Below are 24,019 nucleotides of genomic sequence, written 5' to 3' on the forward strand. Positions count from 1 at the left end.
CCCTCTCTTATACTCTTAGTAGAAAGAAGGGTGACCCTCTTGCAAAATTTCACAACTAATAAGCTCACATTTTGGGTACTATGCTTCTTTTTACTCGTTTTTGTGGAGCTCACAATTTTTAATAACGGTGGCGCCTTTTGTCTTTTGATTGGGGTAGGACTTCTTTATTTAAGTTTCTCGAAAAAAAAGCGTTTCTTTAAATGGACAGGAATTTTCTTTATCTCGATTGCACTCTTTACGATGTGGAGTTTACGCTTATTTATCGTCATCATTCTTTTATATATGCTCTATCAATACTTACAAAGAGAAAATGCAACCAAAGTTGTTGGTGTGGAGCTTTTCGAAAAGCTTCCCGCTACAAAGAATGAAATATTCGGTACATTGTCTGCACCAGTGGAAGCTTATAAATGGCAAGATGTCCAAATACAGCGACTTGTAGGCGACATTACGATTGATACAACACAAACAATTTTACCTGCCGGCACAAGTATTATTACGATTCGACAAGGGATTGGTAAGGTACAAATTAATATCCCATATGAAATTCCATTCCGTTTACACTATACGACCTTATTTGGTGAATTAAAGTGCCTAAATGTTGGTCCACAACGTATACTCAATGAAAGTGTAAGTTTCTCAGATGGAAACCCTGAGGATGCAAAGCGTACTCTTGTAATACATGTTGCAACATGGCTTGGGGATTTGGAGGTGCTACGTAAATGATAGCCTTTATCTCAAGAATATTTACCTTACTTTTTATTTTGATGAGCGCTGCATTCGGTCTCCTTGTCGTTGTTTGGGGAGAGCCAAACGAAAAAACATGGGAGCCCTTATGGCAACAGAATTATAATAATATCCCACTCGGTGGTTTTATTGTCGTCATTCTTTTTGCGCTTAGTTTACTGATTGCAAGCTGGATTAGTATGACTGCCCGTGCAAGAGAGGCTCAGGCAACCCGCATCGTAAAACAGCTAGTTGAACCTGATTTTGTATTACCTAAAAAACAGCCTTTACCAAAACCTTTGAAAAAAGCTTTAGTTCAAACAAGTGAGTTAATTGATACTCAACGAAAAAGCTTACAGCGCTTATCCAATGAACGTGCAGAAGCTAATGATAAAATTATTCAAGAACGCATAATTGCTGAGCGTCAACGTCTTGCTCGTGAGCTCCATGATTCTGTATCACAGCAATTATTCGCAGCTTCTATGTTACTATCCGCATTAACCGAAACCGATGAAAATGCTACAAGCTTAAAGCAGGTTGAAAAGGTTGTGCAACAGGCACAGCTTGAAATGCGCGCATTATTATTACATTTACGTCCAGTAGCTCTGCACAATAAAACACTTGCACAAGGGCTTGAGGAGCTAATTATTGAGCTGCAGCAAAAAGTATTTTTTCATATTGAATATGAGCTTGAAGAAATGTCATTATCCAAAGCGGAGGAGGACCATTTATTCCGTATTGCACAGGAAGCGTTATCGAATACGCTACGCCATGCAAAAGCTAGCGATGTTGAATTACTGCTCGTTGCCCGCGATGATTTAGCCATTTTACGTATTCAGGATAATGGCCTCGGCTTTGATGTCGAAGCCGATAAATCTACTTCTTATGGACTGCAAAATATTGCTGAACGCGCTGTAGAGATAGGCTGTACGTACAAAATTGTATCTGTGCCTGGAGAAGGTACAATTGTAGAGGTTAAAGTTCCGCTACAAAAGGAGGTTGAAGTGAATGATTCAAGTGTTAATAGTGGATGACCACGAAATGGTGCGTATCGGTGTTTCTGCCTATTTGTCAGCACAACCAGATATCACCGTTGTAGGTGAAGCTGAAAATGGTAAAGAGGCAGTGGAACGTGCTCTTGAGCTGCGTCCAGACATTATTTTAATGGATAATGTAATGCCAGTCATGACAGGAGCTGAGGCAACAGCTGAAATTTTAGCTGCATGGCCAGAAGCAAAAATTATGATGGTGACAAGTTTTTTAGATGATGACAAAGTTTATCCTGCATTAGAGGCTGGTGCAGTCAGCTATATTTTAAAAACATCTAATGCGAAGCAAATCGCTGATGCCATTCGTAAAACAATGGGCGGCGAAACTGTTTTAGAGCCAGAAGTAACATCAAAAATGATGCATCGCATGCGTCACGGCAATAGTACCCCACTGTATGAGCAACTTACCGAACGTGAAATGGAAGTATTATTGCTAATGGCTAAAGGCAAGGCAAATCAGGAAATCGCCGACGATTTATACATTGCATTAAAAACTGTAAAAACTCATGTCAGCAACATTCTAGCAAAGCTCGATGTTCAAGATCGCACACAAGCAGTTGTCTACGCCTTTCAAAACGGGCTTGCGAAGTAATTTTTTCTTGGGTCATTTGATTTATCAGTGATTATAGCTGTTTTCACAAAAAAAATACGAAACTGCATTGGTAGAAATGCAGTTTCGTATTTTTTAACCTAATCTAATCAGAAGTTCTTGAAGCTCATTTACACTGTTAACTATGTATGTTGCTTGCGCATCCGTTAATTCTTCAAGTGAGCCATAGCCATAAGTAACACCGATGGAATCCATTTGATTTTCATGTGCCCCAACAATATCGTATTTACGATCTCCAATCATTATAAATTGATCGATATTTACTCCACTAAAATGTTCACGTGCAAATGTGATGACTTCCCCTTTTGCTGAACGTGTACCATCTAAATTGCTACCTGCGACAAAGTCAAAAAAATGTTCAAGGTTGAAATGTTGCAAAATTTGTTCTGCAAATACAGTTGGTTTAGATGTCGCAATTGCTAATATGTATCCCTGATGCTTTAAATTGGCTAACAAAGCTGGAATGTTTTCGTACAGTTTATTCTCAAACATCCCTTTTTCAGTAAATCGTTCCCGGTAATCGTTAATAGCTTGCTCAATTTGCATATCATTAAATCTATAAATTTCCCGAAAAGATACTTGTAATGGTGGCCCTATAAAGCTTTCAAGTTCATCTAAATTACTTACTTCGATACGAGCCTTTTGTAATGCATATTGAACTGATTTCGTTATGCCAATTTTAGGATCAGATAATGTGCCATCTAAATCAAATAAAACTACACGATACTTTTTCATAACTAGCTCTCCTTTAAACTATTGATTGATATACGGTTGAACCAAAATCATGAATATCCTTAATGTAATCAAACCCTTCAGGTGAACCAAAGCTGTTAAATCCACGGACTGCCACAATATTTTCTTTTGGAATTACCAATAAAGCAACACTTGTATAACCAAGTAGTTGAAAGCTTCCTTGTGGTACTATTGGGCTTAACTCAGTAATTCCTTCACTCTGTTGTGGCTGAACAAACCAGAAAAAGCCGTTAGTTGGCAAGCTCTTTGGTTTAGTATTCGGGGATTGTATTGTCGTTAATAACTGTATGATTTCTTCTGGTATCATTTGTTTTCCATGTAACCTCCCTTTATCAAGATGCGCCTGCCATCACATTTATCACTTTCATACCAAAATGGACTATCATTATGTATTACATCTATATGTTGTTCGTTTTTTTCACTAAACCAATTCGTTTCAGTTAAAGACAATGTCTGAAATACTTGCTCATCCACAATTTCAGCAATTGTTTTTCCTGTGACTTTAAAAATGATTTTGGCAAGTAGTTCTACATTAATATCTCGATATGCCCAGTTATAGCCTGCTTTGAATTCCTTTATTACTTTTTCGTTTTGCCGACGTAAACCGTGAGTATGTGTTAGAAGATGTCTAATCGACACATTTGCATAGACTTTTTCATCTTTTAAATAATCACTTAGTCTATCATCTATTGAGACTATATAGTTATGATAAATCGCATATGCTACAGCAAATCCTACATAGGTTTTGCGAACTGAAGCGAGATGAAAAAGAGTATGTGGATCTACCTTCTTCGCGTCTTGTTGTTGTCCTTGCACACCAAAATATTCTTCTAGTATGGTGTGACCATGTTTATTAATAATAACTCCGCCACCTGTACAATCTAATTGTGAGAAAGTTCCCTTTACTTGAGTAAGTATAGTTTGTAGCTTCATTTAAATACCCCTTTTGCGATCATCCATCCTTTGATGGCTAAAATATTCTAAAAGCTCATACTATCATTGTATATCAAATGGGAAATAATACTAACAAAAGTCTCTATACACCCACCAGAAACCTTTTATTACCAAAATCGTTAATGTTTTTAAGGAGGTGTCATATGGATACTCGATTCACTTATAAGCATTTCGTCAATGATAATGTGTTTTCACTACTGGATCCGATTTTTGAAGTTACCCTACTTTTTGCTGTTTTACTACTCATTATTGTGATTATAAAAAAAGTATCTATTTGGTTTTGTTTACTTTTTGCAGGCCTCTCTGTCATTGTCACAGGTCAACTGCTTTGGTTTAGTGGCATTATTGCAGATGAGCTAAATTTAGGAGGAAGTACCAAGGGCTTTTTCTGTTTTGTCGTTATGCTTCTAATTCATTGTGCAGCTATTTGGATTTCTTTAGTGAAGTCCTCTAAACATGAAAAAATACCGCAGTACTCAGAGGAGATTTAACCTACTGAGTATTGCGGTATTTTATTAATTATAGCGCTTTTACCTTCGCTACAACATTTTCTACTGTGAAGCCGTATTTTTCCATTACTATTTCACCTGGAGCAGAAGCGCCGAACTTGTCAATTGCAAGAACGTCCCCATCAAAACCAGTGTATTTATGCCAGCCGAATGATGAGCCCATTTCGATTGCAAGACGTTTTGTTACAGCTTTTGGAAGAACAGATTCTTTGTAAGCTGCGTCTTGTTTTTCGAAGCGATCCATAGATGGCATTGAAACAACTGCTACATCCATACCATCAGCTTTTAGAGCTTTTTGTGCTTCGATTGCAAGTGAAACCTCAGAACCTGTTGCAATTAAAATGGCATCTGCCACTTCTTTTGTAGCAGGAGACACTGTATAAGCACCTTTAGTAACACCTTCACGTACTGTATCAATAGATGCGTCAAGTACAGGTAAGTTTTGACGAGATAATACTAAAACTGTTGGTGTTTTTTCAGATGCTACTGCTAGCTCCCATGCAACTGCTGATTCATTTGCATCAGCTGGACGAACAACAGATAAGTTTGGCATTGCACGTAAAGATGAAAGATGCTCGATTGGTTCATGTGTCGGACCATCTTCCCCTACAGCGATTGAGTCATGTGTAAATACATAAGTAACAGGAAGACCCATTAATGCAGAAAGACGTACCGCTGGACGAACATAATCAGAGAATACGAAGAATGTACCACCGAATACGTTAAGACCACCGTGAAGTGCCATACCGTTCATAGCTGCACCCATAGCAAATTCACGTACACCAAACCAAATATTACGGCCAGCATAATCGTCTGCAGAGAAATCTCCAGCATCTTTCATCGTAGTTTTATTTGACCCAGCAAGGTCAGCTGAACCACCGAAGAATGATGGTGTTTTCTTCGCAATGGCATTAATTGCATCTCCAGAAGAAGAACGAGTAGCTACTGATTTACCTGCTTCATAAACTGGTAATTCTGAAGCGAAATCCTCTGGTAATTGACCATTCATAGCATTTTCAAATTGTACTGCTAATTCTGGGAACTCTTGCTTATATGCTTCAAACTTAGCATTCCAAGCTTCTTCAGGTTGTGCCCCTTGAACTTTAGCAGCTGCTGCGAATGTATCATATGCTTCAGCAGGAATTTGGAATGGCTCGTGTGCCCATTCATAAGCTGCTTTTGTTAAAACGACCTCTTCTTGACCAAGTGGTGCACCGTGAGAAGCAGCTTTACCTGATTTGTTTGGTGAACCAAAACCGATAACAGTTTTCACTTCGATAAGTGTTGGTTTGCCAGTTGATTTTTTAGCTTCTTCGATACCTGTGTTAATTGCTTCAACATCTGTACCATCCGCAACTTTTAAATAGTTCCAGCCATAAGATTCAAAACGCTTTTGGACATTTTCTGAGAATGATTTTTCTAAATCACCATCTAAAGAAATATCGTTTGAATCGTATAAAACGATTAACTTTTCAAGTTTTAAGTGACCAGCTAATGAGATAGCTTCAGCTGCTACACCTTCCATTAAATCGCCATCGCCACAAAGTGCAAATGTATAGTGATCAACGATGTCATGTCCTGGTTTATTGTAAGTAGCTGCTAAATGGCGTTCAGCCATTGCCATACCAACTGTCATAGCAATACCTTGACCTAGAGGACCTGTCGTTGCCTCTACCCCAACAGTATGACCATATTCAGGATGTCCTGGAGTTAATGAATCCCATTGACGGAAGTTTTGAATTTCTTCCATTGGTAAGCCGTAGCCCCCAAGGTGAAGTAGGCTGTATAAAAGCATAGAGCCATGACCTGCAGAAAGTACAAAACGATCGCGGTTATACCATTTTGGATTAGCCGGATTATGGCGAAGTTGTTTTGTCCAAAGCGTATAAGCCATTGGCGCAGCCCCCATCGGTAAACCTGGGTGACCTGAGTTTGCTTTTTCAATTGCATCGATTGACAAAGTTCGGATAGCATTAATCGCTAGTTGATCCGCATGTTGAGTCATTATTTTGTGACATCCTTTCTCGTCCTATATATTGTTCTTATACAGTTTAGTCAACATTGCTTCAGAAAACAATATTTTTGTTATACTATTAACGTTTTGTTACATACTTTATAGAAATGTGTCACATTAATTTAGAAATTTATTTTTTTTCGCTTGTTTAGCTTGTTTAACTTTTTCTGGTGTTACATCATTTCCTTCAGCATCTACCACTTTTACGTTTTCAATTGTATCACGCATCGTTGCTCTAAATGTATCTAGATACTCCTTACGAAGCGCTGTTCGTTCCTTAGCTTCTGCCTCGGTTAATGTACCACTTTTAGACTTAGCAGAAAGTTCATTGATTCGGTTAATTTTTTCTTTTGATAACATAGTTACACACCTTTCAATACATATCTTAATGAATATGGTATGCAAAGTATAGCATGTTTCCCCTTAAAATGCAGTTATACCAACCTTTCTAGTACCCTTAATTTTTTGAAATAAATACCATAAATTACATGACTTTAGGAAAATACAAGTGTATAACTAATTTATAGGGTTCCAAAACTATAATCGATTTATGCTTGGAGGAATATAAATTGTTTATCAAAACGAAAAGACTATTAATAAGAGAATTTGAAATTCAAGATTGGCAAGCAGTCTATGAATATACTTCAAACCCTACTGTAATGGAGTATATTCCCGAGGGCGTTTTTAATGAGGAAGAAGCAAAAAAATTTGTTTCAGAAAATAGCGGTGAAAAAGCAAAATACTTCCCTATTATTTTACTAAGCGAAAATATTGTTATTGGTCATATTACTTTCCATCAATATTTTGGGGACCATACGTATGAGATTGGCTGGGTATTGAATCCGAACTATTACAATAATGGATATGCCTCTGAAGCAGCAAGGGCTGTACTGGACTACGGATTTAAAGAAATGAAACTTCATAGAATTATTGCAACATGCCAGCCAGAAAATATCCCATCCTATCGAGTGATGGAGAAAATCGGCATGAGACGCGAGGGTTATTTTAAAAAGTGCATCCCAAATGGAGATGAGTGGTGGGACGAATACTACTATGCTGTTTTAGATGAGGAATGGGCATAAGATACTTTCACTAGATTGCTATGTCGAGTTCTAAATCTTCGTTTTAAAATAGATGGGAGAATGATATGAAAAAGACCGCTATATTATTGTATTCCCAATTTAGTGAATATGAGTTGAGCGTAGCATTATCTATATTAATGCAAGGAAATAAACCCACTATTACTGTTGGGTTAAACGATGAAAAAATTAAAGGGGAATCTGGGTTATCTTGTATAGCCGATACACAAATAAGTGAAGTTAATCTTGACGAAATCGATAGCTTGTTGCTACCAGGGTGTATGGATATAGCGTTACTAATAAATGAGCAAGAATTAATTGATTTTATTAGGAATGCGAATGCCAAAGGAGTAATCATTGCAAGTATCTCTAGCTCTCCATCTCTTTTAGCGAAAGCTGAAGTATTAAAGAACAAAAAATATACTGTAGGATTATCACCGGAAGGTATAAATAAGTTAGGCTTCTTTGATCTTAGTCATTTCTCTGAAGACCTAGTTGTACAAGATGGCAACATAATCACTGCAAGAGGTAGAGGTTTTATACAATTTGGCATTACTTTTGGAAAAGCCCTGCATCTCTCTTTTGATGAGAATTGGTACAGAGAATAACAAAATTGCGCTAATTAATATGAAACCTTAGTTACAGTAATAGATGATATAAATGTTTTTCAACATTATAGAGAATTTATGAGGAAGAGAGGTAGAAATCGCTACTTCTCTTATTTTTTTTTGGCTACTGGATATAGTTCACTCTTAATCAAACATGGTAAATGGATTTTAGTGATTCATTCTATTCGTCGATTGGGTTCTATCCGTCACTTCGGGAGCTTACCATCACTTCTTGGTCTTTCGTCTCCATCTAGAACCTTTAAAAATTAAAAAATCAGCGGGACGACATACTCCCACTGATTAAAACGTCACTTTATTTGCCCGCTTCCCTCTTGATGTTCCCGATATCTCCTATGGACAGTGGCTTTGCTTACATCAAAGCCTAGACCTCTAAGAGTCATGGCGATTTCCTCAAAGGTGAAGCCTCGATTACGTAGCTTTACAATTTCTTCTACAGGTACATCTTTACGTTCTTGACCGTTTGGATTTCCACGATTGGATAAATTTTTTTCAGGACGATAGCCATTTTCAACTGCACGACGCATGCCACGGCGTATTTTAGCATTATGGATTCTGCGCTGGTACTCCTCTACAATTGCTAAAATTTCTAGAAGCATCGTATCCATTTCATTTAATTGTAAAGGTCCCTCGTCTCGCATAGAAAAAACATCCGTTTCAGTTTTCTGCAATAGATGCAACACTGCCATTCGAGCATTTCCACGTCCTAAGCGTGTTTCATCCTGCACGAATAATGCTTCTATTTCTTTTTCTTTAATGAAATCGAGCATTTCTAATAATCCTTCACGTTCCACATCATAGCCGCTATGCTTATCCTTAAAAACAAGCTTCACTTCGTAGCCCTGTTCTTTAGCATAGCGCATCAACTCCTCTTGCTGACGTTCTAACGAGGAACTTTGTGTCTCTTTTTCTGTACTCACACGGCAATAGACAACAGCCGATTGTTGATTATTAATCATTTTACATTTCTCGCAATTTCAATTGAATTTATAGGGTTGGGTTGGTCACCCACTACTGGAATCACTAGAGATTTACCTGCAATAATTTGTATGTTCGATAATTCATTTTCTGTTTTCACAAGCTTAATCCATTCATCCGTTTTCATTTTACCACGGTATTGATCGGCTAACGACCATAAGCTATCACCATGTGCGATTTCAATTTCTGTGTACGTTACATCGCCTGGGTCTGTTATAAAAAGGTATGCTGCAAAAAGTAGACAAGCTCCTAATAAAGTTGTAATATGTGGATTTTTCTTTAACCAGTTCATGTTTAAAACCCCTTTTCAAGAATGTTTGTTCGGAATATATGTTCTTATAATAATGCGAACAAACGTTTTTGTCAAACACTTTTCGAACCTATGTTTGCTTAAGTGTTCGCATTCTGTTATACTACTAATAAGTAGAATGATTAGAAAAAAAGAGGTGAGCAATCATGAAAAAAGTTTCGAAAAGACAAGAGGCCATATTAGAGTTCATTAAAGAAGAAGTGCGCGCAAAGGGGTATCCACCTTCTGTACGTGAGATTGGTGAAGCAGTTGGACTTGCTTCAAGCTCCACAGTTCATGGACATTTATCTCGTTTAGAGCAAAAAGGCTTGATTCGACGCGATCCAACTAAACCACGTGCCATTGAAATTCTAGAGCCAGAGGATTCTATTCAAAAGCAACATGTTATACATGTCCCACTTGTTGGGAAGGTTACTGCAGGTTCTCCGATAACGGCTATTGAAAATATCGATGAATATTTCCCACTACCAGATACTTATGGTACTAGTGAAGATCAATTATTTATGCTAGAAATTATGGGTGAATCAATGATTGAAGCTGGTATTTTAGACGGAGATTTAGTTATTGTTAAACAAAAAGCAACAGCTGATAATGGTGATATTGTCGTAGCAATGACTGAAGAAGATGAAGCTACTGTAAAGCGTTTCTTCAAGGAAAAAAATCATTTCCGTTTACAACCTGAAAACTCAACAATGGAGCCAATTATCGTAGACCAAGTTTCTATTTTGGGGCAAGTTGTAGGTCTATATCGTCGTGTACATTAAAAGTATCTCAATATTAAAATATAAAAAGAGGATTTTATGTTCACGTAAGAGCATATACCTCTTTTTCTTATCTTTTCCACTTTATTCACTAAAAAAGAACCCACTTTAAAATGGATTCTTATACTTAGCACTTGCCCTTGATAAAAAAATCTATGCTTATAAAATTTTATGCCTCTACCTTAAATTTCAAACTTGCCTTTACAAATGCAGTAAATAGTTTCTTTGATACTTCATCTCCTGCAATAGCTAACTCCTCAGGATGCCACTGTACTGCTAGACAAAATGGTAAATCTTCGTGTACTACCGCTTCAACGATACCATCACTTGATTTTGCTACCACTTCCAATTTTTCTGCTACTACGTTTATTGCCTGATGATGAAATGAATTCACAGCAATTTTTTCTTCCTCAATAATCGTTTTTAATAATGTATCAGGTGTTAGATTAACATGATGTGTAGTAACGCCTCGTGCCGCTTGTTGCATGTGCTTTATTAATTTTCGACTATGGTACTCGCTTTCAATATCCTGATAGACTGTGCCTCCAAACGCAACATTCAGTATTTGAAGCCCTCGGCAAATTCCGAGAATCGGCATTTGCCGAATATAAGCCGCTTTAATTAATGCAAGCTCTACTGTATCTCTTTCAGGATGAACCTTCCCTAATTTTGGTGTAGGTTCTGCATCAAAGAGGAATGGATGTACATCATAGCCACCCGATAGTAATAATCCGTCCGTCAACGATAAAATTTGTGCTACATCCTCTTCAACTCCAAGCGGAATTATAAGTGGAACACCCCCAGCATCAATTATACTTTTGCTATAAGCAGCATTTAATCTTGAGGACAAATCATCCTCCGCAAAAGCCGTTATACCGATAATTGGTTTCATCTTATCCCCTCCATGATCTACCAGATTCTCTCATTAACTACTTGTAAAAGCACGCTTGGTGAAGACTATTAATCATTGAAGGACTCCTCCACTGATTAATTACCAAAACCCGAGATACCAATCCATCAACGCATCCCCATAGAGATAGATGATAATAGCTGCTAGAGCAATAGAAGGTCCGAATGGTATAGGCGTTTTTCTTCCCTGCCTGCGTACCTTTAATACAACTATGCCAACAATCATGCCAATCACTGCCGCTACAAATAGCGTCAGAATTGTATGTATTGTCCCGAGTACGAGACCAAGTAAAAAGAATAATTTAATATCGCCTCCACCCATTCCACCTCTTGATAGAACAGCTATACAATATAATATGCCAAAGCCTACGACAGCACCAACTATACTGTCCCACCACGGAGACAAAGGAGATATCACGCGTCCTAAAACTAGTAATGGCAAAAAGAATAGTAGTACCTTATCGGGAATAAGCATATAAGCAAAATCCGATACAACAATAATGACTAATAATGAAATTAATAATAGCGCTACAAAAAACTCTGCACTAAAGCCTAATTTCCAATAAGAAAAAGCAAATAATACGCCTGTTATAAGTTCCATCAATGGATAAATCCAAGAAATTTTTTGCCCACAACTACGGCATTTTCCTCCTAAAAATACATAAGACAAAACAGGCATCAAATCAAGCGCCGTCAACTGTCTCTTGCAAGAAGTGCAATGCGAGGGTGGACGCACAATGGACTCCTTCAAAGGAACACGTAAGCCAACTACATTAAAAAATGAGCCAAGAACGAGCCCAACAATTAAAACTGTAATTGTATAAGCAATTTCCATTTTTATGTCCTCCTATACTAATAGATGCCCATACATTTGAAGTATGGCGCAAATCAATGATACTTGTGCTTGTACAAAGAACTCCTTTCCGATTCCGTGACATCCATCGGAGACTTTATGAGCTTTCTTTCGCATCCACTTCTTCTAATTCAGGTGTTAATATATAGTAATATAGCGTAAATAAAGCAAAAAATTTAAAATCAATTCCTAATTTAATAGTTGCCGAATAATGTGGTATTTCTTTAAACCTATCGTTAGAACCTTCTTCCTTTTGGTTTCCAATGTATGGTTTCGCTTTCCGATTTAAATTCATTTCACCTCAGTTTCTGAACTGAAGTCTGATATTGGTTTCTATTAAAATTTGCTAATCAAGGATAAAGAAAGTCTTTCATTGGAGGCCTTCCTTTATATTATCAAAAAAATCAACATGTAACTTAACAGAGCAAATCAATAAAGAGTTATTTAGAGTACCGTATTTGTAATGATACTCTAAATAACTCTTTTTTTATTTCCGCAACAACCTACCCGACAACAGCAACCCTATCCCACCGATCGTGATAAACAAGACTGCTCGTATTAATAAGTCTAGCGCTGACAAATCAAAGAATATAAGCTTAATAAACGCAATGACTAAGATGACAAAACCCGTCATGCGTACTGTTCGTAAGTTGCGTACGGTGCTAATCCATAGTGCAATACTCGCTGTTAGGAATAATGTAATCGTTGAGAAGGCAATGCTTAGCTTCCAATCAAGCAAACTGTTGTAGGTAAGCTGGGATATGAGTCCCCAAACAGATATCAATGTAAGCACAACGCCTGCACTTACAATCGGGTCCAAGAGTTTCTCTATTTGCTCTTGATAGATTTGACAAATGCGCCCATTCATCAGTAAATCAATCACAATTGCTACGATAACAGCGATATATATTATTCTCGTTACTATATTTAACCACTCGACACCTTGCATATTGTACGGAATAACTTCAAGCATTAGTGTGAAGAGAATGAAAAATACACTAAGGACTGGCGTTAATGCACGCCCTTTATATTTTGTTGGTACTAAAAGTGATCCAGCAAAAAGTAAAGCAAGGATGATACACATCAGATGTGGAATATTACCAACACCTGCAAAGAACGTTCCATCCAGCTTTCCGATATAGGCTAAAAAATAGCCAGTCGTGATAACTGCTAAAAAATCAATCACATATAGATCCTGCATTAACTTTTCAAATACAGTCAGTTTCTCTTTTGGATGTCTTGCGTATAGATAAATAATCAGGAGATATATTCCCGGCATGATCAAGCTAGCATGATCTATGCTGACAAGTGGTGTTGGCTCATGAATTATAAAGCTTAACGCGAGTGTAATCATCAATGAAAATGAGCTGACAACCTTCATCATACTAATTCGTAAACGTAAACTCATCATAACGCCTGCAAAGGTGATGAATGGGATGAGCAAATGATCCACTTTCTCTGGAAAATTCATAACTAGTAGCGTATTACATAGTGTAATAAATGCGAGTGTTACAGCACTATCAAATGCCTCCTGCCATTTTTGCTTATAGCCATAACCCGCTAAAGCTGCGAACAAGCAAACTAATATGAGTAAGAGTGCTTCGCTATATTCAATTGGACTAATAATAAAGTTCAAGAGCAATAAACTAAAGACTCCTAGGCTAAATTGAAGCCCAACATGAATATATTTCAATTTAGACTCTGCATTATATAAACGGCACCAACTCGTGTAAAAAATAGTTAGAACAACTAGGAAACCTATTGCAAAAACAACTCGATTGTCATGGTTCATAAACGCTATAATGCTGACAGCTAGCTCTGAGAAAAAGGTTGCTATATAGAGAGCTAATTTCTGCTGGTGTTGTTGAATGACAAATTGCAGCATCGTAAACAGGACAACCACATAGATTAAAATAATAATCGGACTAAAATCCATATATTCTAGTAAATAAGGTAGTAATAATGAAGTAAACGCTACAAATATTGTTAGTACTTCGTTTTTCTTTAAATAACTAATAGCAATACCATAACCGATATAAATGACGGCAATAACAAGTGCCATCGTTAAACCGATGATTTCATACAATATCGCACTAGCGGCTGTTGTTAATATTCCAACAATAAATGCCCCACCGTATAAAGAAATTGTGATGGCTGAGGATCCTATTTTTTTATGCTCCAACACATAAGCTATTGCAACTAAGGCAATCGATAATGCGTAGGCGAGGATGATTTTAACCTCATTCGATAAATAGCCATAATCACTCACAAGCTTAAGACCCCAAAGCACCCCCATCACTAAAATTACCATAAATAATTTTGGAAGTGCCCACATAATACGCTCTTCCAACGTTCGCTGTGGCTCCATCTTTTTTTCTGAAGCTGTTATTGTTGGCTTTGGTTTTAGGTTTTGCGCTGGTTTTGGCGTAGATTGTTCAATAATGGATTTTCTAGGGCTCAATGTACTTGTTTTTTCAACAGATTCCTGACGCTTTAAGCCCACTAATTCCTGCCGTAAATCCATCATTTCCTGCTCGAGCTTGGCAACCCTCCGCTCCATTTCAAGCGACATTCAATCATCCTCCCCACTTTACCAATTTTTTAACATTATAACACATTTATTATTGTTGTAAAATTACACTTTTAATTTATTTTTACTCCATTATTTATCTAGGTCTTCTATACATTAAAGCACGTTCACTATCACTGGTTCCCCGTGTAGTTGGATCTACTACAACTCCTATTAAAACCAAAATTGATAATACTGTATTTAAGATGTGCGTTGCCTGCTCACTCATTGCACTCGTTAAGTCATAACCAAATATAGTTGCTACTTGCTGTGCCAGTAACAAAATCAACGAAAATAGCGCAAATAAAAATGGTTTATGCTGAAAACGGATCATCCAGTTAATTCTCATAAATACTCACCTCCCTCCTTCTCATTCACAGTATATGCTTCGCCGTAACATGACACATATGCAAAAATGGAGCTACAAACGTGGAATAAGAAGGATTCTTATATTTGCATGGCGAGATGAGTTATTAAAAATTTTGAAACCTATATATCAATATGTTTTACTTCGAATGCTTTACTCCTATAAATAGTTAGGGTGCATCTTGTTGATGAATGCCTTCAAGCTTGCGTAAATGTGGGTGATTGAAATGGTGTATGAGTAGAGTTTTTTGAGGGCGATTAATAATATTTGCGGCAACCCATTGATAATAAATTACAAGAGTTAACGAACACGATTATCGTTCTCTACAATAAAATCAACATTCAGTCGAGCTTGATCGTCTGTATGTTCTTTATAAAAATCATAAAAACCATCTCATTACTGAGATGGCTTTTTGATGTTAAAAATCTAATATGTTAATGAAATAAAGTATAGCTTTTCGGCAAAATGAGGGTTGATTTCTCCTGGGGGCGTCAAAGGAGTCTGATAAAGATTTTGTTCCGATAAATCTTCATATCTCAGTTATGAGATGGTTCAAAGCCTTTACGTTTATCAAATTTTCGCGCAATGAAAACTAGTCCATAAACAAGTGGTGTTGCTACAATGGACGCCAAAAATTTAAATAAATACTGTGTAATAAATAATGTCAGTAACACTTTCATTGGCATTATTCCATAAAAGGCTATCGAAATAAATATTGCCGTATCGATGAGTTGACTTAACATCGTAGACGCATTGTTTCGAAGCCAAAGCTTACCGTTTCCATGCTTTTCTTTAAACTTACTAAATATGACTACATCTAAATTAACACTGACCGAATAGGCTACAAGACTTGCAATAATAACACGCATACTGCCACCAAGAATTGTCTCAAACTCCTGTTGATGAACAAAGGCTTGTGCAGGTGGTAGTGCAATGGCAATAGCAATAAAGCATGCCGCAAATACTTGTGCCATAAGGCCTGTTCTTACCGTGCGACCCCCCGCTTCCTTGCCATATACCTCACAAATTACATCTATAAGAGGGTACGTGAAAATAATTAAAATCGCTGCTGCCGGAAGCATCATCCATTCACCTATACTAAACACTTTTACAGCTAAAACATTTGCTAAAATTAAAAAGCCAACAAACAATCCATTTAAATAGTAAAGCATCAGCGATTATCCACCTTTTCAGGATACATATCGTGGTTCATCAAACGATGCTCCGCCATTTTTTCATATTTCGTGCCTGGTCGACCATAGTTACACCAAGGATCAATGGACAAGCCTCCACGCGGTGTAAACTTGCCCCATACTTCAATATAGCGTGGCTCGATCAGCTTAATTAAATCATTCATGATGATGTTAACACAATCCTCATGAAAGTCCCCGTGATTACGGAAGCTAAATAAATAGAGCTTTAAAGATTTACTCTCTACTAGCTTTTTATCCGGAATAAAAGAAATATACATTGTCGCAAAGTCAGGCTGCCCTGTCATAGGACATAGACTTGTGAATTCTGGGCAATTAAATTTTACAAAAAAATCGTTTTTGGTATGTAAATTATCGACTGCTTCGAGTATTTCCGGTGAATACTCAAATAAATACTTTGTATTTTGGTTGCCAAGGAGTGTTAAATCCTGTAATCCTTGTTCTTCATTTCTTCCTGCCATAAAAATGCCTCCTCAAATTGTGAGAAGTTCATTATGCGTGAATCCTAATAAAAAAAAGCCATATCCGCATTTTTGGGATATGGCGTAGATGACGTCATCCATAGTTTTTTATAGAGGGTATGCGCTATGAACCTCTTTCTTATTCGCTAGTTATATTAACTTAAAGAATGCATTCAGTCAACTAATTTTTTCATAATATGGCATTGACAAAAATATCCTTACGTTATATGGTTAGTTACATAAGTAATTAACCAATCAACACAAGGAGGTGGATTGTGATTCACTCTTTAAACAATGAAAAGCCCATTTTCCAACAAATTCGCGAGCGAATAGAGGATGGAATTTTAGATGGACACCTACAACCCGAAGATCGCATTCCATCCACAAATGAATTTGCAAAGGAATATCAAATTAATCCTGCAACAGCCGGAAAGGGAGTGAACGAATTAGTGGACAAAGGCGTAATTTATAAAAAACGCGGTGTCGGCATGTTTGTTAGTACTGACGCTCGTGAGATATTAATTGCGGAGCGTAAGGAAAATTTTTTCAAGCACCATATTGAGCCATTGAAAAAAGAAGCAATAAGATTAGGTATTTCGGATGAAGAATTACAAAATATGTTTCAAAGGAGTTAACCTATGAAAATTGAAGTGAAAAATGTTAGTAAATCATATAAACATAAGGAAGCTTTAAAAAATATAACTTTTACAATTGAAGGACCTAAAATCATTGGGTTTTTGGGCCATAATGGCGCTGGCAAAACTACATTCTTAAATTTATTATCAGGACTTATTACTACAACTAACGGGAACATCACTGTCAATGGAGAAAATGTATTTAATGTACCTTTAACTCTACGTGATATTTGTTTTGTTGCTGAGAGTGGAAACTTTCAAGAGGAAATGACCATTGCACAAACGTTAAAGGCGAATAGCTTCTTTTATCCTAAATGGGATGAGAATCTTGCAATGGAGCTACTAGAAGTTTTTGCTCTAAATCCAAAAGATAAGGTTCGCAGTTTATCAAAAGGAATGGTGTCTGCGTTAGGCATTATCACAGGCTTTGCGAGCCATGCAGGAATTACGATCTTTGATGAACCTTATATTGGACTTGATGTAGCTGGCCGAAATACTTTTTATGATTTATTGATTGAACAACAAACCGAAAATCCAAGACTTTTTATTTTGTCTACACATTTAATTGATGAGGCAAGCGAGCTATTTGAAGAAATACTTATTTTACACGAAGGACAATTACTGCTTCAGAAAACAGCGGAGGAATGGCATGAGCATATTGTTGCAGTAAAAGGTAGTCCTTCTGAAGTTGAGCAAGCAATTAATGGTCTAAAGAGTATTTATAAGCATACGTTTATGCAGGAGCTAACTGCAATTGTCTTCACTGATGGCCAATCCATTGAAGGACAGAATATTATGCTTGAACGTGTTTCATTACAAGATATGTTGGTGTATTTAAGTAAACAGCAGAAAGCGAGGGCTATTAAATGAATACAGTAAAGGGTAGTTTGTATGTATTATTTCAAAGCTATAAAAAACAAATTATAACTTTTTGGTGCATTTTATTTTCAATCGTCCTATTTTCGCTTTTCATAGATACTTTTTTTGAACTGCATATTTATTCTTTTTCCATCATGATTTCTATACCTGTTTACATCTTTTCCAGTGTCATGACAGCAAAGTTACTAAATAAAACCTTGTCTTATTTTTTAAGGCTTGGTTTATGTCGCTTGCAATTTATGTTCAATGTGGGGCTCTTTTTCATCTGTTGGAGCTTAGTAGGTGCCTTCATAATTGGTTGTACACAAAAAATAATTACTTTCGTTTCTAACATATTCATTATTCATCCTATTTTATTTTTTACTAATTCCCCATCATTTTTACAAACGATGGCATTGGATACTATTTTACTGCTTTTCTTCCTAACAGCCGGCCTTTTGCTGAATGTTGTCTTTTATCGCTTAGGAACTCTTGGTGGTTACAGTTTTATAGGGTTACTAGTCATAATTTCAATTGTTACAATCATTTTCAAGTGGTATTCTTCTTTATTTGACCTACTATCAAATATATCTACCTTTACTCTTTTAAGTAGTTTATTTGTTTTTAGTGCATTACTCTACTTTATCACAACAATGGCGATTCGAAATGCTTCTGTCAATGCAGCATAATTCTAGAGGCTATTCGGAATACTTTCAAAAAGAAAATAATGCCAAGCCCACATTAAAGGACTTGGCATTTTTATATTAACCCTGTTCATCCTCTTGCGTTGTGTAGTCAATAGAATTGGCTATGTCAACTAAAACTTCAGGTGTTACCTTATTTGAAACCCTTTTGTCAATCCACAGCATATATTGCCAATCTTCCCTTTCAAAAGCAAGTACATTGAAACCTGATATTTCCATATAAATTGAAGTCGTTCCGTTTTTCAATTCAAATGTCTTTACTATACTTTCAGATGGGTACTTAAACTGAATAGGTCGAACCGTTATTTTATAATGATGCTCAGGGAGTTGATTATTAATAAATGTAACTTCAAAAAAATCGTTCATGTCACCATCAAGATTATTAAACCGACCAAAATGATGTGTAAAACTAATAGGCGGTACTCGAAGTGGTAGCTTTAGTCCTTGATGATAGTGCCGTTCAAAATCGGAGGCAGCTGTTTCAACCGTTTTATAGCCTATTTCAGGATAAATTTCTTCATAAGGACTGAGCGAATCATTGATATAGGCATCACTTGGTTGAGAAAATAATAAATAACAGGAACTTAAGCAGATAGAAAAAATTCTGTCCATTTCATCACCTCAGTATCACTTTAAGTGTAGTTTTTCCCAACTCAATGAAATTATGTGTCAAGTTGTATTATGTTCACAGTTATTTATTCTTTTTTCCACGGATATTCTCCACTAACGCGCGATTTTGATAAAGAAAAAAGCAATTGTTCGCGTTAGTAAATGCGAACAATTGCCTTTTTAATCTAAAAGAGTATATGTGCAACTAATGCTGCGATTGGTAGTGAAATAATCGTACGCATTAAGAAAATAACAACTAGATCTAAAAATTTCAGTGGAATTTTTGTACCTAAAATAAGTCCACCGACCTCAGACATATAGATAAGTTGTGTCACAGAAACGACAGCAATCACAAATCGTGTAGTGTCAGCTTCAATTCCTGCTCCTAATATTGAAGGTAGAAACATGTCAGCAAAGCCAACCACCATCGTTTGTGCTGCCTCAGCTGCTTCTGGTAAACCAAGCACTGTTAAAATAGGTTCAAACGGCTTTCCTAAAAATGCAAAAACATTAGTGAATTCAGCAAGCATTAATGCAACCGTACCAAATGCCATAACAACCGGTGCTACTCCAATCCATAAATCCAAGACATTTCTAGTTCCATCTTTCAAAAATTGACGTGGATCACGATTTTCATGCGCAACCGCTAAAGCATTTTCTAAGCCATGGGACACAGAATTATAGCCTTCTGGTAATTCCTCACGCGATAAATCTAGTGGTGTACCGTCGATATAAGTATCTTCTTTGTTAGCAAGTGGAAAAATTCGTGGCATAATTACCGCTAACACAAGACCACAAAGGACCACTGTTAAATAATATGGAATAAAATAGCGTGACAAATGCACTGTATCTAATACTACGATACAGAATGTGATGGATACTACAGAGAAGCTCGTTGCAATAATGGCAGACTCTTTTTTCGTGTAGTTCCCCATTTCATATTGCTTACTCGTCATAAGAACACCAATTGTTCCATCTCCAACCCACGATGTAAGTGCATCAACCGATGAACGACCAGGGCTTTTAAAAAGAGGACGCATGATTTTTACCATCATCGTTCCGAAAAATTCAAGCAAGCCGAAGTTTGTTAAAAATGGTAATAGTAGGCCTGCAAATAAGAAAATCGTAAATAAAAATGTTACTAAACCATCGTCTGGGTTCATTAATAATCCACCAGTATTTTCATTATTAATCGCAGATGGTCCAAAATCAAAGACAACCATAGAGGCAAATACTAAACCGATGACTCTTATAATTGTCCAAAACCAATTTACATAAAATAATGTATCTAAAATACTAGGCTCTTTTGTATTATTTCGAGGAATTAATTTGGCAATGAGTGAACCAATTGCCGAAATCGCAAACAGGATTATAGTAAAATAACTAATAACCGGAGCAACAGAACCAGCTAGTAAATTTGCTAAAATAGCAATCGGAACTTTCCATCCATCTTCCGTTAAGACTGGTGTCATGAATAACAGGACACCAATAAGAGACGGAATTATGAAGAAAAAGTATGAAGAAGTAGGATATTTTTTCACAATTTAAAGCCTCATTTCTCTAGGTTTTTTCGAAGTTTTATACATCAAGCTTGTTAGTTATGGACTGATCAATTATGCCTCGGCATAATTGCGTCCGGAATCGGCTTTGTGCTTAGGCCTGCACGACGCAGGTCAGTTAGCCGTTATCGCATGGATGCGATGAATTTAGGCTAACATCCTTTATGAACTCCTTTCCGATCCCGTGACATCCGCCGGGGCTTTAACTTCTTTCAGCGGATGTTTGGACACCCGCTGAAAGAAGTTAAACTGCCAAGAAATGTATATCTGTACTTTAATCAGTGGGAATTTCTTTATTCCTTACTGATTATTATTCTTTACCAATTAGGCATTTACGAGCCGTTAATCTCCCGCCTAACTTTATTACTTTCGCTGAATTTCGAGGCGGGAGTATTGTACCTGACGCTTCCGTTTCGGTACAGATAAATTACTGTTCGTTAATGCGAGATAAAAATGGAATACGGATAAAATAAAAAAACATCCCTCTAAAAAGTAATAAAGGAACGTCCAAACATACTTTTTTATAATTAACATCCGCAATGCAAAATTTCTATTCATTAAATCATAGCTATAAAATATCGTAAACCAACAATACATCGGTTAATTCTACAACAAAATGAATTTTTATTCAATCCAAAAAAATGTTATTGTTATAATTCTCTTCTAGTTTTTCGCACTTCTTCTTTGTATCATTACCCTTCAACAAAACTCCATTTTACAGTGGCTGAAATGTTAATCATACCTATTTTGTTTGCCTAAGAGATTTAACTAGCCCTTAATAGGCATACAAATAGACCATACTGTCTTTCATCTCATATGTTAATTATGAACCACAACTTATCAAAACAGGAGGTTTTACCATGCATAGACATATGCAACATCATCATCATGCAGGTCCACATTGTTGTCCACCACAAATGGGCCCAACTCAATTTGAGCCACCACATTGTTGTCCACCAGAGGAATATGTACGCACTAATTACATCCATACGGTCGTACCTCATATACAACCAGCACATATTACAACCGTTAACAAACATATGATTGATCATCAATATCATTTCCCTTGCACTGAATGTGTAGTGGAAGAATGTTGCGAAACTCATACACTTTGCGAAATGCCACCTGAGCCTTGCCATATGCCGCATCATCATCATATGGGACACCATCGCCATCACATGGGCCACCATCACATGGGCCATCATCCTATTGGGCATCATATGTGCCATCCTATGGGCCATCATATGGGGCACCATATGGGGCATCATCATATGGGCTGTTAATAGAAGAAAGCGATGGGGCTTGTCTTCCCTATCGCTTTCTTACTATTAGTGTAGATTAGAATCTCGTCATTAGTCCATTCTTGAATTGATACAAAGTTTTGGGTCGCTTAAAAATTTATTACCCCCCGCTATACATTGTTACTACATATGCGCCGCCAAGTCCAAGGTTATACTGAAGGATAATTCTAGTGGCCCATTCGGTAATAGGTGCACACAAAAAGCGTTGGAGCCTCACGGCACCAACGCTTTTAATTAGTACATTTTTAAATATTGATCGCGTTCCCATTGGTGTACTGTTGTACGATACATGTCAAACTCGATTTCTTTTGCCTCTTTAAAGTTTGCATAGATATGCTCACCTAAAGCTGCTTGAGCTACTTCATCCTTAGCAAGTAATCCTAAAGCATCGTCAAGTGCTGCTGGTAAGTTTGCGATACCATTCGCTTTACGCTCTTCATCAGACATCACATAGATGTTACGGTTAATAGCAGCTGGAGGTGTTAAGTTGCGGCGAATACCTTCAAGACCAGCTTCTAAAATAACAGCCATTGCTAAATATGGATTAGCAGATGGGTCCACAGAACGTACTTCTACACGAGTTGAAAGACCGCGTGCTGATGGGATACGGATAAGTGGTGAACGGTTTTGAGCTGACCATGCTACATAACATGGTGCTTCATAACCCGGTACAAGACGTTTATAAGAGTTAACTGTTGGGTTTGTCACAGCTGTGAAGCCTTGAACGTGGGCAAGAACACCTGCCATGAATTGCATTGCTGTTTCAGAAAGACCCAGTTCAGTAGATTCATCGTAGAATGCATTCTCTTTACCTTTAAATAATGAAACGTTGAAGTGCATACCAGAGCCAGCTTCACCGAATAATGGTTTTGGCATAAATGTAGCATGTAAACCGTGTTTACGAGCAATTGTTTTAACAACTAATTTAAACGTTTGGATATTGTCACAAGCTGTAATTGCGTTTGCATATTTAAAGTCAATTTCGTGTTGTCCTGGAGCTACCTCATGGTGAGATGCTTCAATTTCGAAGCCCATTTCTTCTAGCTCTAATACGATATCACGACGGCAGTTTTCGCCAAGATCAGTTGGAGCTAAGTCGAAGTAACCACCGTGGTCATTTACTTCTAATGTTGGTTCACCTTTTGCATCTAATTTAAATAAGAAAAATTCTGGCTCAGGCCCTAAATTGAAGCTTGTGAAGCCCATTTCTTCCATTTTCTTAAGGATACGTTTTAAGTTATTTCGTGGGTCACCAGCAAACGGCTCGCCTTTAGCAGTGTATACATCACAGATGAATCTTGCTACTTTCCCTTTTTCTGAAGTCCAAGGGAACACTACGAAAGAATCTAAGTCAGGATATAAATACATATCTGATTCTTCAATACGTACGAAGCCTTCAATGGATGAGCCATCAAACATCATTTTGTTTTCTAGAGCTTTGTCTAATTGGCTTACAGGAATCTCAACATTTTTGATTGTGCCAAGAATATCCGTAAATTGTAGACGTATAAAGCTTACATTTTTTTCTTCGATTAGACGTTTAATGTCCTCTTTTGTGTATTTACCCACAGTTTTCCACACTCCTATAAATTGTCTAGCTTTTTTATCATTACCCTA

Annotated in this window: 28 protein-coding genes; 11 read left to right on the forward strand and 17 right to left on the reverse strand. The window is 37.0% G+C overall.

The features are described from left to right. The first annotated feature begins 30 nt into the window (after positions 1–30). Genes liaF through ACIQLB_RS02885 form a run of 3 tightly spaced genes read left to right on the forward strand, consistent with a single transcriptional unit; the run spans position 31 to position 2,364 of the window. Positions 31–723, forward strand: coding sequence for a cell wall-active antibiotics response protein LiaF (gene liaF / locus ACIQLB_RS02875; RefSeq protein ID WP_400720628.1), 693 nt, complete (start codon positions 31–33; stop codon positions 721–723). Beyond that, entirely contained in the window at positions 720–1,757 is a 1,038-nt protein-coding gene (locus ACIQLB_RS02880; protein ID WP_400720631.1) for a sensor histidine kinase, read from the forward strand. The genes liaF and ACIQLB_RS02880 overlap by 4 nt, the downstream gene beginning before the upstream one ends. Next, positions 1,732–2,364: a response regulator transcription factor gene (locus ACIQLB_RS02885; protein WP_370075069.1), complete on the forward strand. Its 633-nt coding sequence runs from the start codon at positions 1,732–1,734 to the stop codon at positions 2,362–2,364. The genes ACIQLB_RS02880 and ACIQLB_RS02885 overlap by 26 nt, the downstream gene beginning before the upstream one ends. Before the next feature lie 93 nt (positions 2,365–2,457). Here the strand turns inward: ACIQLB_RS02885 and ACIQLB_RS02890 are convergent, their stop codons facing one another. From ACIQLB_RS02890 to ACIQLB_RS02900, 3 genes are read right to left on the reverse strand one after another with little or no spacing between them, the layout of a single operon-like run. Beyond that, entirely contained in the window at positions 2,458–3,117 is a 660-nt protein-coding gene (locus ACIQLB_RS02890) for an HAD family hydrolase (protein ID WP_400720635.1), read from the reverse strand. Between the two features lie 13 nt (positions 3,118–3,130). Beyond that, positions 3,131–3,442: a hypothetical protein gene (locus ACIQLB_RS02895; RefSeq protein WP_400720638.1), complete on the reverse strand. Its 312-nt coding sequence runs from the start codon at positions 3,440–3,442 to the stop codon at positions 3,131–3,133. Continuing rightward, the gene (locus ACIQLB_RS02900) at positions 3,439–4,068 is read right to left on the reverse strand and encodes a serine hydrolase domain-containing protein (protein ID WP_400720640.1); all 630 of its coding nucleotides are present in this window, start codon (positions 4,066–4,068) and stop codon (positions 3,439–3,441) included. The genes ACIQLB_RS02895 and ACIQLB_RS02900 overlap by 4 nt, the downstream gene beginning before the upstream one ends. Before the next feature lie 164 nt (positions 4,069–4,232). Here ACIQLB_RS02900 and ACIQLB_RS02905 point away from each other — a divergent pair, with 164 nt between their 5' ends. Next, the gene (locus ACIQLB_RS02905) at positions 4,233–4,580 is read left to right on the forward strand and encodes a hypothetical protein (protein ID WP_400720643.1); all 348 of its coding nucleotides are present in this window, start codon (positions 4,233–4,235) and stop codon (positions 4,578–4,580) included. Between the two features lie 28 nt (positions 4,581–4,608). On the opposite strand, the gene tkt is transcribed toward ACIQLB_RS02905, so the two are convergent. Together tkt and ACIQLB_RS02915 are read right to left on the reverse strand one after the other, a co-directional pair. After that, entirely contained in the window at positions 4,609–6,603 is a 1,995-nt protein-coding gene (tkt, locus tag ACIQLB_RS02910) for a transketolase (RefSeq protein ID WP_400720645.1), read from the reverse strand. Positions 6,604–6,729: 126 nt separating this feature from the next. After that, positions 6,730–6,972: a DUF896 domain-containing protein gene (locus ACIQLB_RS02915; protein ID WP_400720647.1), complete on the reverse strand. Its 243-nt coding sequence runs from the start codon at positions 6,970–6,972 to the stop codon at positions 6,730–6,732. 209 nt (positions 6,973–7,181) lie between these two features. Between ACIQLB_RS02915 and ACIQLB_RS02920 the strand changes: the two genes are divergently transcribed. Beyond that, positions 7,182–7,694, forward strand: coding sequence for a GNAT family N-acetyltransferase (locus ACIQLB_RS02920; protein WP_400720650.1), 513 nt, complete (start codon positions 7,182–7,184; stop codon positions 7,692–7,694). 65 nt (positions 7,695–7,759) lie between these two features. After that, positions 7,760–8,299, forward strand: a complete 540-nt coding sequence (locus ACIQLB_RS02925) for a DJ-1/PfpI family protein (RefSeq protein ID WP_400720653.1) — start codon at positions 7,760–7,762, stop codon at positions 8,297–8,299. Positions 8,300–8,607: 308 nt separating this feature from the next. Here ACIQLB_RS02925 and ACIQLB_RS02930 read toward each other — a convergent pair whose 3' ends face one another. Together ACIQLB_RS02930 and yneA are read right to left on the reverse strand one after the other, a co-directional pair. Beyond that, on the reverse strand, positions 8,608–9,276 hold the full coding sequence (locus ACIQLB_RS02930; protein WP_400720655.1) for a YneB family resolvase-like protein: 669 nt from the start codon (positions 9,274–9,276) through the stop codon (positions 8,608–8,610). Beyond that, positions 9,273–9,587, reverse strand: coding sequence for a cell division suppressor protein YneA (gene yneA / locus ACIQLB_RS02935; protein WP_400720658.1), 315 nt, complete (start codon positions 9,585–9,587; stop codon positions 9,273–9,275). The genes ACIQLB_RS02930 and yneA overlap by 4 nt, the downstream gene beginning before the upstream one ends. Positions 9,588–9,751: 164 nt before the next feature. On the opposite strand from yneA, the gene lexA reads away from it, so the two are divergent. Beyond that, positions 9,752–10,369: a transcriptional repressor LexA gene (gene lexA / locus ACIQLB_RS02940; protein ID WP_053483178.1), complete on the forward strand. Its 618-nt coding sequence runs from the start codon at positions 9,752–9,754 to the stop codon at positions 10,367–10,369. Positions 10,370–10,535: 166 nt separating this feature from the next. On the opposite strand, the gene ACIQLB_RS02945 is transcribed toward lexA, so the two are convergent. From ACIQLB_RS02945 to queF, 7 genes are all read right to left on the reverse strand, one after another. Further along, on the reverse strand, positions 10,536–11,258 hold the full coding sequence (locus ACIQLB_RS02945; protein WP_400720662.1) for a gamma-glutamyl-gamma-aminobutyrate hydrolase family protein: 723 nt from the start codon (positions 11,256–11,258) through the stop codon (positions 10,536–10,538). Between the two features lie 99 nt (positions 11,259–11,357). Further along, entirely contained in the window at positions 11,358–12,110 is a 753-nt protein-coding gene (locus ACIQLB_RS02950; protein WP_400720665.1) for a prepilin peptidase, read from the reverse strand. 115 nt (positions 12,111–12,225) lie between these two features. Further along, complete coding sequence (locus ACIQLB_RS02955; RefSeq protein ID WP_400720668.1) at positions 12,226–12,423, reverse strand: hypothetical protein; 198 nt, start codon at positions 12,421–12,423, stop codon at positions 12,226–12,228. Between the two features lie 192 nt (positions 12,424–12,615). Beyond that, positions 12,616–14,700: a DUF2339 domain-containing protein gene (locus ACIQLB_RS02960; protein ID WP_400720671.1), complete on the reverse strand. Its 2,085-nt coding sequence runs from the start codon at positions 14,698–14,700 to the stop codon at positions 12,616–12,618. A 94-nt stretch (positions 14,701–14,794) separates the two neighbouring features. Then, complete coding sequence (locus ACIQLB_RS02965; protein WP_400720674.1) at positions 14,795–15,046, reverse strand: phage holin; 252 nt, start codon at positions 15,044–15,046, stop codon at positions 14,795–14,797. A 554-nt stretch (positions 15,047–15,600) separates the two neighbouring features. Beyond that, a complete protein-coding gene (locus ACIQLB_RS02970; protein ID WP_400720677.1) occupies positions 15,601–16,236 on the reverse strand; it encodes a queuosine precursor transporter in 636 nt (211 codons plus the stop codon). Further along, positions 16,236–16,736, reverse strand: a complete 501-nt coding sequence (queF, locus tag ACIQLB_RS02975; protein ID WP_049668571.1) for a preQ(1) synthase — start codon at positions 16,734–16,736, stop codon at positions 16,236–16,238. The genes ACIQLB_RS02970 and queF overlap by 1 nt, the downstream gene beginning before the upstream one ends. A gap of 275 nt (positions 16,737–17,011) precedes the next feature. On the opposite strand from queF, the gene ACIQLB_RS02980 reads away from it, so the two are divergent. From ACIQLB_RS02980 to ACIQLB_RS02990, 3 genes are read left to right on the forward strand one after another with little or no spacing between them, the layout of a single operon-like run. Then, complete coding sequence (locus tag ACIQLB_RS02980) at positions 17,012–17,371, forward strand: GntR family transcriptional regulator (RefSeq protein ID WP_400720682.1); 360 nt, start codon at positions 17,012–17,014, stop codon at positions 17,369–17,371. A 3-nt stretch (positions 17,372–17,374) separates the two neighbouring features. After that, complete coding sequence (locus tag ACIQLB_RS02985; protein ID WP_400720685.1) at positions 17,375–18,241, forward strand: ABC transporter ATP-binding protein; 867 nt, start codon at positions 17,375–17,377, stop codon at positions 18,239–18,241. Next, positions 18,238–18,918, forward strand: a complete 681-nt coding sequence (locus ACIQLB_RS02990; RefSeq protein WP_400720688.1) for a hypothetical protein — start codon at positions 18,238–18,240, stop codon at positions 18,916–18,918. The genes ACIQLB_RS02985 and ACIQLB_RS02990 overlap by 4 nt, the downstream gene beginning before the upstream one ends. A gap of 75 nt (positions 18,919–18,993) precedes the next feature. Here the strand turns inward: ACIQLB_RS02990 and ACIQLB_RS02995 are convergent, their stop codons facing one another. Then, entirely contained in the window at positions 18,994–19,545 is a 552-nt protein-coding gene (locus ACIQLB_RS02995; protein WP_400720691.1) for a hypothetical protein, read from the reverse strand. Positions 19,546–19,727: 182 nt separating this feature from the next. Continuing rightward, positions 19,728–21,083, reverse strand: a complete 1,356-nt coding sequence (locus tag ACIQLB_RS03000; RefSeq protein WP_400720694.1) for a YjiH family protein — start codon at positions 21,081–21,083, stop codon at positions 19,728–19,730. A gap of 878 nt (positions 21,084–21,961) precedes the next feature. On the opposite strand from ACIQLB_RS03000, the gene ACIQLB_RS03005 reads away from it, so the two are divergent. Beyond that, the gene (locus ACIQLB_RS03005) at positions 21,962–22,384 is read left to right on the forward strand and encodes a hypothetical protein (protein WP_400720697.1); all 423 of its coding nucleotides are present in this window, start codon (positions 21,962–21,964) and stop codon (positions 22,382–22,384) included. Positions 22,385–22,636: 252 nt separating this feature from the next. Here the strand turns inward: ACIQLB_RS03005 and glnA are convergent, their stop codons facing one another. Continuing rightward, positions 22,637–23,971, reverse strand: a complete 1,335-nt coding sequence (gene glnA, locus ACIQLB_RS03010) for a type I glutamate--ammonia ligase (protein ID WP_400720700.1) — start codon at positions 23,969–23,971, stop codon at positions 22,637–22,639. Positions 23,972–24,019 lie beyond the last annotated feature (48 nt).

Source organism: Lysinibacillus sp. NPDC092081, from assembly GCF_044755845.1.
Lineage (GTDB): Bacteria > Bacillota > Bacilli > Bacillales_A > Planococcaceae > Lysinibacillus.